18 protein-coding genes are annotated in these 14,312 nt (G+C 68.1%); 9 read left to right on the forward strand and 9 right to left on the reverse strand.

Translation table 11 applies throughout. From position 1 onward, the window contains the following. Positions 1–15: 15 nt before the first annotated feature. A complete protein-coding gene (locus ACM6LU_RS00235; protein WP_414935531.1) occupies positions 16–837 on the reverse strand; it encodes a Nif3-like dinuclear metal center hexameric protein in 822 nt (273 codons plus the stop codon). A 43-nt stretch (positions 838–880) separates the two neighbouring features. Here ACM6LU_RS00235 and ACM6LU_RS00240 point away from each other — a divergent pair, with 43 nt between their 5' ends. Both ACM6LU_RS00240 and ACM6LU_RS00245 read left to right on the forward strand, forming a co-directional pair. Then, positions 881–1,243: a chorismate mutase gene (locus tag ACM6LU_RS00240; RefSeq protein WP_414935532.1), complete on the forward strand. Its 363-nt coding sequence runs from the start codon at positions 881–883 to the stop codon at positions 1,241–1,243. Next, complete coding sequence (locus ACM6LU_RS00245) at positions 1,240–1,425, forward strand: hypothetical protein (protein WP_414935533.1); 186 nt, start codon at positions 1,240–1,242, stop codon at positions 1,423–1,425. Before ACM6LU_RS00240 ends, ACM6LU_RS00245 begins: the two co-directional genes overlap by 4 nt. A 140-nt stretch (positions 1,426–1,565) precedes the next feature. Here ACM6LU_RS00245 and ACM6LU_RS00250 read toward each other — a convergent pair whose 3' ends face one another. Beyond that, positions 1,566–1,886, reverse strand: a complete 321-nt coding sequence (locus ACM6LU_RS00250) for a hypothetical protein (RefSeq protein WP_414935534.1) — start codon at positions 1,884–1,886, stop codon at positions 1,566–1,568. A gap of 129 nt (positions 1,887–2,015) precedes the next feature. On the opposite strand from ACM6LU_RS00250, the gene ACM6LU_RS00255 reads away from it, so the two are divergent. From ACM6LU_RS00255 to ACM6LU_RS00265, 3 genes are read left to right on the forward strand one after another with little or no spacing between them, the layout of a single operon-like run. Next, positions 2,016–2,477 carry a low molecular weight protein-tyrosine-phosphatase gene (locus tag ACM6LU_RS00255; RefSeq protein ID WP_414935535.1) on the forward strand — a complete coding sequence of 154 codons (462 nt, stop codon included), beginning with the start codon at positions 2,016–2,018 and terminating at the stop codon, positions 2,475–2,477. Positions 2,478–2,500: 23 nt separating this feature from the next. Continuing rightward, positions 2,501–3,322, forward strand: a complete 822-nt coding sequence (locus ACM6LU_RS00260) for an SURF1 family protein (RefSeq protein ID WP_414935536.1) — start codon at positions 2,501–2,503, stop codon at positions 3,320–3,322. Between the two features lie 54 nt (positions 3,323–3,376). Then, the gene (locus ACM6LU_RS00265; RefSeq protein WP_414935537.1) at positions 3,377–3,997 is read left to right on the forward strand and encodes an FMN-binding negative transcriptional regulator; all 621 of its coding nucleotides are present in this window, start codon (positions 3,377–3,379) and stop codon (positions 3,995–3,997) included. 191 nt (positions 3,998–4,188) lie between these two features. On the opposite strand, the gene ACM6LU_RS00270 is transcribed toward ACM6LU_RS00265, so the two are convergent. Then, entirely contained in the window at positions 4,189–5,127 is a 939-nt protein-coding gene (locus ACM6LU_RS00270; RefSeq protein WP_414935538.1) for a cobalamin biosynthesis protein, read from the reverse strand. After that, positions 5,124–5,852 carry a FadR/GntR family transcriptional regulator gene (locus ACM6LU_RS00275; protein WP_414937036.1) on the reverse strand — a complete coding sequence of 243 codons (729 nt, stop codon included), beginning with the start codon at positions 5,850–5,852 and terminating at the stop codon, positions 5,124–5,126. Before ACM6LU_RS00275 ends, ACM6LU_RS00270 begins: the two co-directional genes overlap by 4 nt. Before the next feature lie 127 nt (positions 5,853–5,979). Between ACM6LU_RS00275 and ACM6LU_RS00280 the strand changes: the two genes are divergently transcribed. From ACM6LU_RS00280 to ACM6LU_RS00295, 4 genes are read left to right on the forward strand one after another with little or no spacing between them, the layout of a single operon-like run. Then, complete coding sequence (locus tag ACM6LU_RS00280) at positions 5,980–6,471, forward strand: gluconokinase (RefSeq protein ID WP_414935539.1); 492 nt, start codon at positions 5,980–5,982, stop codon at positions 6,469–6,471. Next, positions 6,471–7,838: a gluconate:H+ symporter gene (locus ACM6LU_RS00285; protein WP_414935540.1), complete on the forward strand. Its 1,368-nt coding sequence runs from the start codon at positions 6,471–6,473 to the stop codon at positions 7,836–7,838. The genes ACM6LU_RS00280 and ACM6LU_RS00285 overlap by 1 nt, the downstream gene beginning before the upstream one ends. Positions 7,839–7,884: 46 nt before the next feature. Continuing rightward, complete coding sequence (locus ACM6LU_RS00290; RefSeq protein WP_414935541.1) at positions 7,885–8,214, forward strand: ArsR/SmtB family transcription factor; 330 nt, start codon at positions 7,885–7,887, stop codon at positions 8,212–8,214. Further along, positions 8,211–8,735: an SRPBCC domain-containing protein gene (locus ACM6LU_RS00295; protein ID WP_414935542.1), complete on the forward strand. Its 525-nt coding sequence runs from the start codon at positions 8,211–8,213 to the stop codon at positions 8,733–8,735. The genes ACM6LU_RS00290 and ACM6LU_RS00295 overlap by 4 nt, the downstream gene beginning before the upstream one ends. A gap of 83 nt (positions 8,736–8,818) precedes the next feature. On the opposite strand, the gene ACM6LU_RS00300 is transcribed toward ACM6LU_RS00295, so the two are convergent. Genes ACM6LU_RS00300 through ACM6LU_RS00320 form a run of 5 tightly spaced genes read right to left on the reverse strand, consistent with a single transcriptional unit; the run spans position 8,819 to position 14,282 of the window. Further along, complete coding sequence (locus tag ACM6LU_RS00300) at positions 8,819–9,823, reverse strand: N-acetylglucosamine kinase (RefSeq protein ID WP_414935543.1); 1,005 nt, start codon at positions 9,821–9,823, stop codon at positions 8,819–8,821. After that, complete coding sequence (locus tag ACM6LU_RS00305; protein WP_414935544.1) at positions 9,808–11,073, reverse strand: 6-phospho-beta-glucosidase; 1,266 nt, start codon at positions 11,071–11,073, stop codon at positions 9,808–9,810. The genes ACM6LU_RS00300 and ACM6LU_RS00305 overlap by 16 nt, the downstream gene beginning before the upstream one ends. Beyond that, positions 11,070–11,963 (reverse strand): carbohydrate ABC transporter permease, encoded by an 894-nt coding sequence (locus ACM6LU_RS00310; protein WP_414935545.1) that lies wholly within the window; start codon positions 11,961–11,963, stop codon positions 11,070–11,072. The genes ACM6LU_RS00305 and ACM6LU_RS00310 overlap by 4 nt, the downstream gene beginning before the upstream one ends. Further along, a complete protein-coding gene (locus ACM6LU_RS00315; RefSeq protein WP_414935546.1) occupies positions 11,960–12,949 on the reverse strand; it encodes a carbohydrate ABC transporter permease in 990 nt (329 codons plus the stop codon). The genes ACM6LU_RS00310 and ACM6LU_RS00315 overlap by 4 nt, the downstream gene beginning before the upstream one ends. Before the next feature lie 4 nt (positions 12,950–12,953). After that, a complete protein-coding gene (locus tag ACM6LU_RS00320) occupies positions 12,954–14,282 on the reverse strand; it encodes an extracellular solute-binding protein (protein ID WP_414937037.1) in 1,329 nt (442 codons plus the stop codon). Positions 14,283–14,312: the final 30 nt, after the last annotated feature.

Consider the following 14,312-nt stretch of genomic DNA (forward strand, 5'->3'; position numbering starts at 1 on the left):
GTGCTCCTTGTAGTTTTAGTGCTCGGTTCGGGTGGCCCGTAGCGTCCACGGGTCGGTGCACCGCGTGGAGATGTGAACGTCGACGTTACCCGCAAACGCGGCGCGGACGACGGCCGAGGCTTGCTCGCACCACGGCCACTCGCTCGCCCAGTGTGTGACGCCGACCAGCGCGGGGACTTCGGCGATCTCGGCGAGGTGTTCGCCGGCGGGATGATGCCGGAGATCGGCGGTGACATACGCGTCGACCCCGGCGGCGGTGGCACGCTCGAGATAACTGTCGCCGGAGCCTCCCGACACGGCGACACGGCGGATCAGGCGGGCCGGATCACCCGCGCCGTAGACGCCGGGTTCCGTGCGGGGCAAGGCATTCGCGACCCGTTCGACGAAGACGGAGAACGGTTCGGGCGCGGGCAGTTCGCCGATGCGGCCGATACCGGTGACGCCGTCCCCGCGGGGGTCGAGCGGGCCGAGGACGGTCATGCCGATGGCGTCGGCGAGTGCGTCGGAGACGCCGGGTGACGCGGAATCGGCGTTGGTGTGCGCGCAGTAGAGGGCGACGCCCGCGCGGATCATGCGGTGCACGAGGCGGCCCTTGGTGCTGTCGGCGGGGACGCCGTGGACGCCGCGCAGCAACAGCGGATGGTGCGCGACGATCAGCCCCGCGCCGTCGGCGATCGCCTCGCCGACGGTCTCGTCGACCGGATCGACGCAGAACAGCACCTTGTCCACGTTCTCGGCCGGGTCGCCGCAGACGAGTCCGACGGCGTCCCACGATTCGGCGAGTTCGGGCGGGTACGCCTGCTCGAGGGCGGCGATGACTTCGGCTAGCGCGGGCACCCGGCGATTTTCGCACGTAGCGTTTCCGGGCACGCGACTTCGGGTGTCGATCTTCGCCGTGGTCCTGCTCCTCGTGGGCCTGCCCGCGCCCGCTTCGGCGTCTTCGGGTTCCTGGACGCTGACCGAGCCGGCCGCCCAGCGCGTGCGGATCGCCGACAAGGTCGCGGCCGCGAAGTTCGGCACGCCGTCGCCGATCGACGACCCGGTGCGCGAACAGCAGATCCTCGACTCGGTGGCGGCGAAGGCGCCCGGTCTCGGCCTCGACTCCGGCGGCGTGGTGCGGTTCTTCCGCGACCAGATCGAGGCGAACAAGGTGTGCAGCGGGGCCTGTACGGGCGGTGGACCGCGCCCCCCGGTTCGCGGCCGCCCGGACGACCCGATCTGGCGACCAAGGTCCGGCCGGTGATCGACCGGCTCAACGCGGTCCTGCTCGCCGAACTCGCGGCGACCCGGGACGCGCGGGCGCGGCGATCCTGCGACGCGCGGCTCGCGGTCACGGTGCGGCTGGTCGACGCGCGGCGCGACCTGGGCCGGTTGCACTCGGTCGCGCTCGGGGAGGCCGTCGGGTCCGCTTGCTCCCGCCCCTGACCTCGAGGCGGAAGCAAGGGACCTTTGCTGTCACTCGGGGCGCTGACCTGCGAAAAGAGAGCAAGGGACCTTTGCTGTCGCCGGTGGCCGAGGGGGTGCCACGGCCGCGGAAGCAAGGGACCTTTGCTATCGCGCCCGGCTCACTCCAGCGCCTTCGCGTCCTTGTTGACCGCCCAGCGGCCGGCCGCGCGCATGACGCGGCCCGTCCACAACATGGCCCGATACGCCTTCGTCGAGTGATCGGGGAGGTCGGAGTAGTCGACCTGATAGGGCGCGACGGACGCGCTCGACCGGAGGTGCAACGGCATCCTGGTCATCGCCTCTTTCGGCGATCTCGCCTGGACGAAGTGGTGCTCGGAGAGGATCCGCCCGACCTCGTAGGGGTGCGGATGTTTGACGGTGATGCGGTACCAGCGGAGCCCGGTTGCCGGGGATTCCACGGTGGGTGTTGGGGCGCTCATACGCGACCTTCCTGCGTGTTTCTCTCCAGGAGGTCTACTCCCGCTTCGTCCCGGCTTTCCAGCTTCGCGCGCCCGGAAGCCGTTCGGAGCCGGTGAGCGGTCGATCTCCCCTGCCTTCACACTGATCGGGTGCTGCACATCGTCTTCGTCTGTTCCGGCAACATCTGCCGCTCGCCGATGGCCGAACTCGTCTTCCGCGCGAAGGTCGAGGAGGCCGGTCTCGATCACCTCGTGCAGGTGTCGAGCGCGGGCACCGGCGGCTGGCACGTCGGCGAGGCCGCCGACAAGCGGGCCCGCGCGAAGCTGGCCGAACACGGTTACCCGACCGGTCACGTCGCGGCCGAGGTCGATCGAGGTCATCTCGCCGCCGACCTGCTGCTCGCCGCGGACGACAGCCACTTCTCGTTCCTCCGGCGCAAGGTTTCGGATCCTTCGAAGGTCCGCCTGCTGCGCGAGTTCGACCCGTCCGCGCCCGAAGGCGCCGAGGTCCCCGACCCGTACTACGGTGAAGACGACGGTTTCGAGGACGTCCTCGGCATGATCGAGCGGTCCGTTCCCGGCCTGCTCGACTGGGTGCGCGCACACGCTTGAGGCGGACCGCTTACCGTGGTGGGGTGCGGTTGAAGTTCCTGCTGAAGCCCGGGTGGCTGGCGTTGACGTTGGTGGTGTTCACCTTCGCCGCCTGCTGCTTCACCCTGCTGGCACCGTGGCAGTTCTCCCGCGACACCGAACGCGAACACCAGAACGCGGCGTTGCGGGAGTCGTTCACCGGGCAGCCGAGGTCGCTGGACCAGCTGCTTCCCGGCGGAGCCGCCCCTGACCAGCGCACCGAATGGCATCTGGTCGCGATGAAGGGAACGTACCTTCCCGAAGGTGAGGTCGTGGCCCGTCTGCGCTCCGTACAGGGCGAAGCGGCCTACGAGGTACTGACGCCGTTCCGGACCGTCGAAGGCACGGTCGTGCTGGTGGACCGCGGTTACGTCCGGCTCGACGACAAATCGCGCGCGCTCCCTTTCGAACCGCCGCCCGCTGGGACCGTCGACATCATCACGCGGGCACGTCACGACGAGCGGGACGGGAAGAGCCGCGACGCTTTCGCCGACGAGTCGACCGGCGGGAAGCTGCAGAGCTACGTCGTCGATTCGCAGGTCGTCGCGCGGGCCGCGAAACTCGACATCCGGCCCGGCTATTTTCAGCTCGACGTTGAACAGCCCGGCGTGCTGGGTGCGCTGCCGCTGCCACAGACCGACTCGGGTCCGTTCTTCTCCTACGCGCTCCAGTGGATCGCGTTCGGGGCCATGGCGTTGATGGGCTGGCTGTACTTCACCGTCCGCGAGCTCAAACCGGGCGGCGTGCTGACCACCGAACGGCCGCAGCGGCGCAAGAGTGTCGCGGAGATGCTGGCCGAGGACGAACGCTCCGAAGTGGCCACCTGATCCGACGCGAAACTGGACCTTTTATAGGTCCACTCCGCGTGCTCATACTCGGACATGCTGATTCACCCGTGGGACGCCGCCCACGACGACGCGGACTGGAAGGCCTGGCTCTCCGGGCACGACTTCGGCCAGCTGATCGCCGGTGGTACGGGCCGTGACCTGCCGGTTGTCAATCCGGTGCACTTCGTCCACGACGGCGACCGAACGGTCCTGCTGCACCTCGCGCGCCCCAACCCGGTATGGCCACTGCTGGAGGAACACCCGCGGGCGCTGCTCGCGGTGACCGACGACCACACCTACATCCGATCCGGCTGGAACACCCCCGCCGACCCACCGCACGGCGTCCCGACGTCGTACTACGCGTCGGTGCAGCTCGAATGCGACGTCCGGCTGGTCGATGACGTCGAGGAGAAGGCGGCGCTCCTGGACCGGCAGCTCGCGCATTTCGAGCCCGGTTCGGGCCGGTTGGGAGTGAGCGCCACCGAGGTGCCGGACAAGCGGCTGCTGCCGGGGATCCGCGGCGTCGAGCTGACCGTGACGGGGGTGCGGGCGAAGTTCAAGTTCGGCGGGAACAAGCAGCCGGCCGACCGGTCGCGGATCGACGCCGAGCTGGAGCGGCGCGGCGGCCCGATGGACTCGCGGGCACGGGCGCAGCTGGCCCGGCGAGAGCGATAGCAAAGGTCCCTTGCTCTCTTCCCGCAGGTCAGCGGTGCGGGTGGTCGATCGGGGATGTCGCAGCCCAGGCCGAGACGGGCAGGCGCGGTCCGGGTGATAGCAAAGGTCCCTTGCTCCCCTGAAGGTCCGTGAAGGACTCCTTGAGGGACCCAGAGTCCCTTAAGGGGGCCTTCACGGACTTGCCACGCGGTTCAGCGCCGCCGCCGAAGCCCCACCAAGACCGCCAGCACCACCGAGCTGAGCGCGCCCAGCCACCCGACCACTCGCGACAGCTCCACGGCCCGCGTCACGTGCCCGGCGTCCGGGTTGCGGCCGATGCCGAGCACCGGCAGCTCCTCGACCCCGTGCGGGTACACCGTCCGCCCGCCGACCCGGATCTCCAGCGCCCCGGCGAACGCGGCTTCGACGCGGCCCGCGTTCGGGCTGGGGTGAGCGGTCGTGTCACGGCGCCAAGCGCGCCAAGCGCCGCCCGCCGAGCCGCCGACGACCGGTGCGGCGAGGACGGTCAGCCCGGCCGCGACCCGCGTGGGCACGAGATGGACGATTTCGTCCAGCCGGGCGACGAACCAGCGGTACCGCTCGGGACGGCCCCGGCCGAGACCACGCAGCAGGCTGATCGCGCGCGAGCCGAGCAGACCGGGTGCGCCGGCCAGCGCTCCCCACACCAGCGGGGCGATGACGACGTCCGCGGTGTTCTCGGCGAGCGTCTCCACCGAAGCACGCGAAAGGCCGATGACGCCGAGGTCGTCGGCGACCCGGGGGTCCAGTGTGGACAGTGTGCCGCGGGCGGTTTCGAGGTCGCCTTCCTCGAGATCGCGGGCGAGGGAGGTGCCGTGCGCGGCGAGGCCGGCGGCGCCGAGGACGGCCCAGGCGGTCACCGCGGTCGTGGTCGCCTGCAGGACAGGGCTACGCCGCCCGGCGCGTTCGACGAGCACGCCCGCCAGCACGGCGGAGCCCGCGAGACCGCCGGTCCACAGCACTCCGGCCACCGGATGTTCCGAGCGGACCTTCGCGTCCACCGCCGAGGCCGCCTTGGCGAACGCCGTCACCGGACGGCGCGATCGAGGGTTGCCGATCGCCCCGTCCGCGGCCACCCCCAACACCAAGCCGATCGCGCGTGCCGCGCTCACCGTCGCCCCCTGCGTGCAGTTCCCTCGAAAGACCTGCAGAGATTACTCGAAGAACATCCGTCCAACGCGACGGCCATCTCGTCCCGCGCCTGGATGACGATGTCCCGCATCGCGCGTTCGGCCCGGTCAGGGTCACCGGCGTCGATGGCGGCCGCGACTTCGACGTGCAGCGCGACGGCCTCGGGCTGCGGCTCCTCCGGCATCAGGCCATGCTCGGTCCGCCCGGCGAGCACTTCGGCGACGACCGCCGAAAGCTGCGCGAACATCGGATTCCGCGACGCGGTCAGGAGCAGCTCATGGAAAGCGACGTCGTGGCCGAGGAACGTCACGAGGTCCCGGCGGTGCGCCGTCTCCTCCAGCCGCTTCGCCAAAGCCCGGAGACGGCCGCCCTCTTCCGGCGTCGCCCGCAGCGCGGCGAACCGGGCCGCGCACGGTTCGACGCCGGAACGCAGTTCGGTCAGCGTGCGCAGCGCGGTCTTCCGCTCGGAGCCGTCGAGCTGCCAGCGAAGCAGCCTCGGGTCGTAGTGGTTCCACTCGCCCGGCTCGCGCACGATCATTCCGACCCGGCGTTTGCTGCTGGTCAGGCACATCGTCTCCAGTACGCGCACGACCTCGCGCGCCACCGTGCGGGACGCGCCGAACCGCTCCTGGAGCTCGTCGGACCGCAGCACCGAACCTGGCGGGATCTCCCCGTTCGCGATCGCGGAACCGAGCGCGTCGAGCATTTCGGCATGCCTGTCGTTGCCCACCTGGCGACCTTAACGTTCTGACTCGATTAAATAGTACTTCATGTTGCTTAAGTAGTACTTTTGAGCTGTACTCGTCCCGGCTACAACGACGTGGGAGGTACGGATGACCGTCATCGTGGTGATGGGTGTTTCCGGCTCGGGCAAGACGACCGTCGGCACCGAACTGGCCACCCGGCTCGGCGTCGGCTACGCCGAGGCGGACACGTTCCATCCGCGGGCGAACATCGACAAGATGAGTTCCGGCCACCCGCTCAACGACGAGGACCGGCAGCCGTGGCTCGAAGCCATCGCCGGCTGGATCCGGGACCACCAGGAGTCGGGTGGCGTCGTCACGTCCTCCGCCCTCAAGTACCGGTACCGCGACATTCTGCGCGGCGGCGGCGACGTCTGGTTCCTGCACCTGCACGGCGACCGCGCCCTGCTCGCGGACCGGATGAAGACGCGCTCCGGGCACTTCATGCCAGTGTCCCTGCTGGACTCGCAACTCGCTGACCTCGAACCGTTGCTGCCGGACGAGTTCGGCTACGTCGCCGACATCGCGAAATCGCCGGAACAGATCGTCGAAACCACCCTTTCCGCCTTCGAGGACCGTTGATGACCACTACTCTCGCCGCCTCTTGGACCGGGCACGACACCCGCCTCATCGGCGCGACGGTGCTCGCCATCGCCGTGATCGTCGCCGGAATCACCAAGGCGAAACTGCATCCGTTCCTGGCCCTCATCCTCGGTTCCGGCGTGCTCGGGCTCGTCGGCGGAATGCCGGTGGACAAGCTGATCAAGAGCTTCAGCTCCGGCGTCGGCTCCACCGTCGCCTCGGTCGGCGTGCTGATCGCGCTCGGCGCGATGCTCGGCAAACTGCTCGCCGACTCCGGTGGCGCGGACCAGATCGTCGACACGATCCTGCGCAAGGCGAGCGACCGGACGCTGCCTTGGGCGATGGCACTGGTCGCCGTCCTCATCGGACTGCCGATGTTCTTCGAGATCGGCCTGGTCATGCTGATCCCGGTGATCCTGCTGGTCGCCAAGCGCACCGGGAAACCGTTGCTGCTGCTGGGCATTCCGGCGCTCGCCGGGCTTTCGGTGCTGCACGGCCTCGTCCCGCCGCACCCCGGCCCGCTCGCCGCCGCCGGCGCACTGAACGCGAACGTCGGCCTCACCCTCGCCTTCGGCCTGCTCGTCGCGATCCCGACGGTGATCATCGCCGGACCGCTGTTCGGCAGGCTGGCCGTCAAGATGGTCCCGGACGCCGTCGCGCCCGAGCGGCTCGTGCCGGAATCGTCCTCGGGAGACGGACGGCGCCCCGGCTTCCTCGCGACGTTGTCGACAGTATTGCTGCCGGTCGTGCTGATGATGGGCAAGGCGCTCGCGGACATCCTGCTGGAGAAGGAAAACCACGTCCGCCGCGTACTCGACTTCATCGGCGACCCGCTGGTCGCCTTGCTCGCCGCCGTCCTGCTCGGCATGATCACCCTTGGCAAGGCCGCGGGCTTCACGCGCGACAAGATGTCGTCCACCATCGGCGATTCGCTCCCGCCGATCGCCGGCATCCTGCTCATCGTCGGCGCGGGCGGCGGGTTCAAGCAGACCCTCGTCGACGCCGGGGTCGGCGACGTCATCACCGGCCTGGCGACCGGAGCGAACCTGTCGCCGCTGCTGCTGGGCTGGCTGGTCGCGGTCGCGATCCGCCTCGCCACCGGTTCCGCGACGGTCGCGACCGTGTCCGCGGCCGGCATCGTGGCACCGCTCGCGGCGACCATGGACCCCTCGCACAGCGCGCTGCTGGTGCTGGCGATCGGCGCCGGTTCGCTGTTCTTCTCGCACGTCAACGACGCCGGATTCTGGCTGGTCAAAGAGTACTTCGGGCTTTCGGTCGGGCAGACACTGAAGAGCTGGTCGATCATGGAGACGGTCATCTCCGTGGTCGCGATCGCACTGATCCTTCCCCTCGGCGCACTCTTCTAGCGGCCATCGGTTGACACGTGACCTTTTGGTCACCTATTCTTCCGGTGTGCCCGACGACGACCTGGTTTTCAAGGCCCTGGCGGATCCGACCCGCCGGTTCCTGCTCGACCAGCTGTTCGCGCGTGACGGCCGCACGCTGACCGAACTCGAGTCCGAAGTGGACATGAGCCGGTTCGGCGTGATGAAGCACTTGAAACTGCTGGAAGAAGCCGGACTTGTCGTCACGCGCAAGGAGGGCCGGGAGAAACGGCATTTCCTCAACCCGGTTCCGATCCGGCAGATCCACGACCGGTGGATCGACAAGTTCACCGAGCGCAACGTGACCGCGTTGCTCGACCTCAAAGCCGAACTCGAAACCGAGGAGCCACCGTCATGACCGACACCACCGTCGCCACGACCCAGGTCTACCGCGTCTACATCAAGGCCACCCCGGAGAAGATCTGGGACGCCATCACGAAGCCCGAGTGGTCGCAGAAGTACGGCTACACCGGCCTCGTCGACTACGACCTGCGTCCGGGCGGCAGGCACGCCACCCACCCCACGAAGGACTTCATCGACGCCGGGTTCACGAACGACCTGACCGACGGCGAGGTGCTGGAGGTCGACCCACCGCGCAAGCTGGTCATCACCTGGAAGCTGCTGATGGACCCGTCCTTCGACAAGGAGCCGTACACCAAGCTCACCTACGAGATCGAAGAGACGAAGACCGCGGGCACCCGGCTGACCGTCACCCACGACGTCACCGACGCGCCCACGACCGCCGCGCTGGTCAACGGCTCGCAGGAGGACATCGACGCCGGACCGGGCGAGAACGCCGGTGGCGGCTGGCCGTGGATCCTGTCGGACCTCAAGTCGCTGCTGGAGACCGACGAGCCGCTGGTCCCGGCCGCTTCCTGAGCTGAAGGGGACTTTCCCCGCGTCTCACGCGACGAAGGGGCCCTTCACCGCATCGCATGCGGTGAAGGGCCCTTTCAGCCTCATCAGCTCCGTTTGGTCGCCGCCTTGAGCGCGACCTTGGCCGAGTCCTCGGCACCGATCGTGTCCAGGGCGAACAACGCCGCGCCGACCACGGGAGCCACGTCGACCACCTGGATCGAAGCGTGCGGCGCCACCTTCAGGCACCGCCGCTCGATCTCCGCGATCACCCTCGCGCCGACCCCGGTCAGTACTCCCCCGCCGAGGATGACTTCGGGCGCTTCCCCGGTCAGTTCCAGCCGCCGCAGGATGACCGCGACCAGCACGGCGACCTCGTCGACGAACCGGTCGACCACGTCCTGCGCCACCTCGTCGCCGTCCGCCGCGACGGCGAACAGCAGCGGGCACAGGCCGTGGATCGAATCGGCGTGAAGGTCCTCGAAGTGCAGGCTCCGCACCACTTCCAGCACCGACGACGCCTGGAAATGCGCGGTGACCGCGGCCTGCAAGGCCGTGCTCGGACCCCGGCCGTCCTCGGCGCGGACGGCCCACCAGAGCGCTTCTTCACCAAGCCGGTAGCCGCCGCCCCAGTCGCCGGAAATCTTGCCCAGCGCCGGAAAACGGTGCTCACGACCGTCGGTGCTGATGCCGGCGCCGTTGATCCCGGCACCGCACACCACCGCCACCCCGCTCCCGTCGGAGCTGCCCGCGCGCAGCAGCGCGAGCGTGTCGTTGCCGACGATCAGCGTGTCGCTCCACCCGCGTGCGGCCAGCGCCGCGTGCAGGATCGCTTCCTCTTCGGGGAAATCCAACCCCGCGAGGTACGCAGACGTGTGTGTCGCGAAAGGACGCTCGTCGGGAAGCCCCGCCCCGCGAAGTGCCTCCAGGACCAGCTCCTCCAGCGCGCGGACGCTGGCGTCGACCCCGATGTTCTGCGGGGACGCGCCCGGCCCCCGCGACTGCCCGAGCACCCGTCCGTCCCGGGAGACGATCAGGACGTCGGTCTTGCTGTTACCACCGTCGATCGCGACGACGACGTCCCGTGAACCGGCCGTCATGCTCCGGCCCACGGCAGGAACTGGCGATTGATCCGCACCAGCGTGTCCGCGAGCTGGTCGGCCTTGACGTACTGGCCGACGAGCGGATGCGCGAGCAGCGCGTCGGCCACCCGGTCCCGGCCGCCCTTGATCGCCGCCTCCAGCGCGAGATGCTCGTACGCGGTCACGCCGGCGATGAGCCCGGCGAACCGCTGTTCCACCGGCGCCTGCGGGATCGGGCGAGGACCCTTACCGTCCACGAGGGACGGAACCTCGATGACGGCGTCGTCCGGCAGGAAGTCGAAAGTGCCTTCGTTGCGGACGTTGACGACGTGTTCCTCCGCGGGCCCACCTGAGGTGAGCGCGTGCACGAGCTGCACCGCGGCCTCGGAATAGTAGGCACCGCCCCGCTTTTCCAGCTGCTCCGGTTTGGTCACCACCTCCGGGTCGAGGTACACCTTGAGCAGCTCCTCTTCGACGTCGCTGACGACGTCCGCGCGCGGCCGCTCGGTGCGCTGCTTCATGACCTGCTCGTCGTGCCCGTAGTAGTACTTAAGGTAGTACGACGGCACGACGTTCATCCGCCGCATCCACTCGACCGGCGCGGTGACGTGCTCGCCGAGGAATTCCGCGTGCTCGGCAAGGAGTTCCGGCAACCGGTCCTCGCCGTTGACGAGCACTTTCCGTTCCCAGCTCAGGTGATTGAGTCCGGTGTGCACGAGTTTGACGTCGTCGACTCCGGCGCCGAGGAGATGGGCGAACGTGCGCTGGAGGTGGATCGCGACGTTGCACAGCCCGACGGCGCGGTGGCCCTCGTTCAGCAGCGCGCGGGTGACGATGCCGACGGGGTTGGTGAAGTTGACGATCCAGGTGTCGTCTCCGGCGATTTTCCGTACCCTGTCGGCGATGTCGAGCACCACCGGCACGGTGCGCAGCGCCTTCGCGAGGCCGCCCGCGCCCGTGGTCTCCTGCCCCACGCAACCGCAGGCGTGCGGGAACGTCTCGTCCCCGCGCCGCGCCCGCTGTCCACCGACCCGCAACTGGATCAGCACCGCCGACGCGCCCTCGACACCTTCTTCGAGATTGGCGGTGGTCCGCACCCGCGCCGGATGCCCGGCGTGGCTCAGCAACCGGTTGCTGAAGTCCCCGACCGCCTCCACCCGGTAGGCGTCCGGATCGATCAGCACGATCTCGTCGACGTCCAGAGTGGACCGCCGACCGGCGATCCCGTCGATCAGCTCGGGCGTGTAAGTGGACCCACCACCGACGACTGCCAGTTTCATCCCTTGACCCCTGTGAATGTGACGCCCTTGACGAAGGACTTCTGCGCGAATACGAACAGCACGATCACCGGCAGCATGATCAGCGCGGTGGCCGCCATGGTGAGGTTCCATTCCACGTGGTGCATCCCGCGGAAGGACGCGATCGCCAGCGAAAGCGGCCAGCTGTCGCGGGTCTCACCGGTGTAGAGCAGCGGACCGAAATAGTCGTTCCAGGTGAACAGGAAGCAGAACATCGCGGTGGCCGCGATCCCGGGCTTCGCCATCGGGATCAGCACCTTGGTCATCACCTGGAACTCGTTGCAGCCGTCGATCTTCGCCGCTTCGAGATAGTCCTTCGGAATGGTGAGGAAGAACTGGCGCAGCAGGAAGATCGAGAACGCGTCGAAGAAGAAGTACGGCACGATCAGCGGAATCAGTGTTCCGGTGAACCCGAGCCGCACCCACAGGTCGTACAGCGGCACGACGGTGACCTGCGGGGGCAGCATCATCGCGGCCACGGTCAGCATGAAGAACAGGTTCTGCCCGCGGAACTTCAGCTTCGAAAGCGCGTACGCCGCCGGGATCGCCGAAACGAGCGCCCCGAAGGTGGCCAACGTCGAATAGAGCATGCTGTTGCCGAAGTACTGCAACAGCGGGGCCTTTTCGAACACCTCGATGAAGTTCTCGAAGTGCCATTCCTTCGGCCAGAAGTTCGATGAAAGCGCCTGGTCGCTGGACATCACCGCGGTGAGGAACACGAACAGGATGGGCAGCATGAAGATCATGCCCATCGCGATCCCCACGCTGTGCGTCGCGATCCAGTACAGCTTCTTGTCCCATTGGCGCCGCACCCGCACCTTCGGCGGTTCGGACGCCGGGGCGGTGTGCCGGGGTTCGGCCAGTGTGGTCATCCGCCTTCCTCCTGGTGCTGGGACTTACGCAGCTGCCGGACCAGAATCCAGGTGAACCCGGCCGAAACGATGAACAGCAGGACCGCCATCGCCGCCGCGTAACCCATGTTGAAGTACCGGAAACCCTGGACGTACAACCAGACCGGATAGGTCAGCGTCGAGTTCTGTGGTGCGCCGATGAATCTCGTGTTGCCCGCGACGTCGGCCGCGCCCGCGGCCGCCGAACCCGCGACGATCGCCTGCGTGAAGAACTGCAAGGCGAAGATCATCGAGTTGACGACGCCGAACAGCAGCACCGGCGAGATCGACGGGAGCGTGACGTGCCAGAACCGGCGGACCGGTCCGGCGCCGTCGAGCTGAGCGGCTTCGTACTGTTCCTGCGGAACGTCGAGAAGCGCCGCCAGGATGATGATCATCAGCTCGCCCGACCCCCACATCACCAGCAGGGTCAGCGCGGGCTTCGACATCGTCGGGTCGTTGAACCACAGACCGCCGTCGATGCCGACCGCCCCCAGGAACGCGTTGACCGGGCCGTATTCCGGGTTGAACAGGAATACGAACGCCAGGGTCGCCGCGGCGGGCGGGGCCAGCGACGGCAGGTAGCAGAGCGTCCGCACCAGGCCGACGCCCGACTTGAGCCGGGAGATGATCGACGCCGTGCCGAGGGCGAACACCACGCGGCAGAACGTCAGGACGATCACCAGCCACAGCGTGTTGTACGCGGCGGTGCCGACCAGCGGCTCGCTGGTGAACATCCGGATGTAGTTGTCGAAGCCGACGAATTCCGGCGCGTTGATCAGGTCGTAGCGGGTGAACGAGTAGTACACCGTGGCGATCAGCGGGTAGCCGAAGAAGATCAGGAACCCGAGCATCGCCGGTGCGATGAAGTAGAAGACGGTGCGACGGCGGCGCGCTGCGTTCCCCTTCCGCGTCCGGGTGGACGCGGAAGGGGAGCCGACCACGTGCGAGTCCAGGGTCGATGTCATGCGATCAGCCGCCGGCGCGTTTCTGGGCCAGCTCGTCGTTGATCTGAGCGTCGACCTGCTTGAGCCCCGCGGCCATGTCGGGGATGTTGCCCGCCTGCCACTTCTCCGCGAAGTCGTTGACGGCCTTGAGGTGCGCGTCGCCGATCGGGGTCGACGGGTTCGGCAGCAGCTTCCCGCCGTTGTACAGGTCGAGGAACGTCTTGAACTCCGGCGTGACCTCGAGCTTCGGGTCGGTCAGCGCGGCCTTGGTGCTCGGCACGTTCTTGAGCCCGTTGGAGAGTTCGACCAGCGTCGAGGTGTCCAGCGTGACCTGCTTGATCAGTTCCCAAGCCGCGCCGGGGTTCTTGGCTCCCTTGGGGATCGCGATGATCGTGCCCGTGGTGAACGCGCCGCCGTAGCGGTCCGGCTTGCTGTCGAGCACCGGCGGGGCGGCGGTGCCGAACTTCAGTGCCGGCGCCTGGTCCTTGATGAACGCGGTGCGGTACTCACCGTCGATCATCATCGCGAGCTTGCCGCGCTGGAAACCGTGGTCCGCCGAGTACTCCTCGCCGAGGCCTGCCTTGAACTGCTCGACCTTGGCGTGGCCGCCGTAGAAGTCGACGAGCTGCTTCTGGAAGTCGAACATCGCCTTCCACTCGGCGCTGTCGGCCAGGTGGGACTGCCCGTCCGGGCCGAGGTAGGTGGCACCGAAGTTCGGGGCCCAGTACTGCGCGTAGTTGGCGTAGAACGGCATCGACGGCAGGAAGCCCGCGGTCTTGATCGAGCCGTCCGGGTTGAACTCGGTCAGCTTCTTGGTGGCCTCGAACAGTTCCGAGGTCGTCTTCGGCGGCGACGTGATGCCCTTCGCCGCGAACATGTCCTTGTTGTAGTAGAAGCCGTAGACGTCGGCGAGCAGCGGCATGGCGCAGCGCTTGCCCTGGAACTCGGTGTAGCTGCGGACCGCGTCGGGGATCTGCGTCAGGTCGATCTTGTCGCGTTCGATGTAGGGCTTGAGATCCTGGAAGCTGCCCGTGGAACACCACGCGCCGAGGTTGTCGGTGAAGAACGAGATCGCCACGTCCGGCGGGTTGCCACCGCGGATGGACTGGGTGATCTTGTCGTCGTCCTGCTGCCCTTCGTGCTTGATCTCGATGTTCGGGAATTTCGCCTTGAGCTTGTTGAGCCCGGCGGTGACCACGTTGTACTCGCGGTCGGTGAACTTGCTGTAGACGGTCAGCGTGAGCTTCGCGTCCGCGGCGGGTGCGGCCGCCGCGTCACCCGACCCACCGTTGGGGCCGCTTGCGGCGCCCGAACAAGCGGACACCAGTGCGGCGACGGTGACCGCGCCGAGCACTATCGAGCCGCGCCAACGGCGGCCACTTCT

Source organism: Amycolatopsis sp. cmx-11-51 (genome assembly GCF_047608665.1).
GTDB lineage: Bacteria > Actinomycetota > Actinomycetes > Mycobacteriales > Pseudonocardiaceae > Amycolatopsis.